The following is a 576-nucleotide window of genomic DNA, read 5'->3' as shown; positions in this document are numbered from 1 at the left end:
ATATCCGGCTGAGCGGATGGCGTTCATGGTGGCCGACGCGGCGCCGGTGGTGGTGCTGACGTCGGACGGTGTGGACGTGGGTGACGTCGGCGGGGCCGACGTGGTGGTCCTGGACGAGCCCGCGGTGATCCGGCAGGTGGCGAAGCAGCCGGCGACGGATGTGGCCGACGGTGAGCGGGGTGTGCCGCTGCGGGTGGAGCACCCGGCGTATGTCATCTACACCTCTGGCTCTACGGGCCGTCCCAAGGGCGTCGTCGTCACCCACCACGGCATCGCCCACCTGACCGCGTCCGAGATCGACCGCTTCGACGTGGACGCCACGAGCCGTGTCCTGCAGTTCTCCTCGCCGAGTTTCGACGCCTCGGTCCTCGAGGTGTGCATGAGCCTGCTGGCCGGCTCCGCACTCGTCGTGCCCACGACCGACGTCCTGGCAGGCGAGGAACTGGGCTCACTCCTCGCCGAGGCCCGGATCACCCACGCCCTGATCTCCCCCATGGCTCTCGCCAGCGTCCCGCCCGTCGAACTCCCCGACTTCCGCAGCCTCGTCGTCGGCGGCGAGGCCACCGGCGCCGACCT

General features: G+C 70.7%; 1 protein-coding gene. It reads left to right on the top strand.

Annotation, left to right across the window (positions count from 1 at the left end; translation table 11 throughout):
* Window positions 1-576 (top strand): AMP-binding protein (locus JK359_RS38560; protein WP_201844403.1); only part of this gene is annotated, 576 nt, incomplete at both ends.

The sequence above is a fragment of the Streptomyces actinomycinicus genome (assembly GCF_016741775.1).
GTDB classification, from domain to species: domain Bacteria; phylum Actinomycetota; class Actinomycetes; order Streptomycetales; family Streptomycetaceae; genus Streptomyces; species Streptomyces actinomycinicus.
Note: the sequence above shows the minus strand (reverse complement) of the source record. Positions and strands in the feature narration are given on the sequence as shown.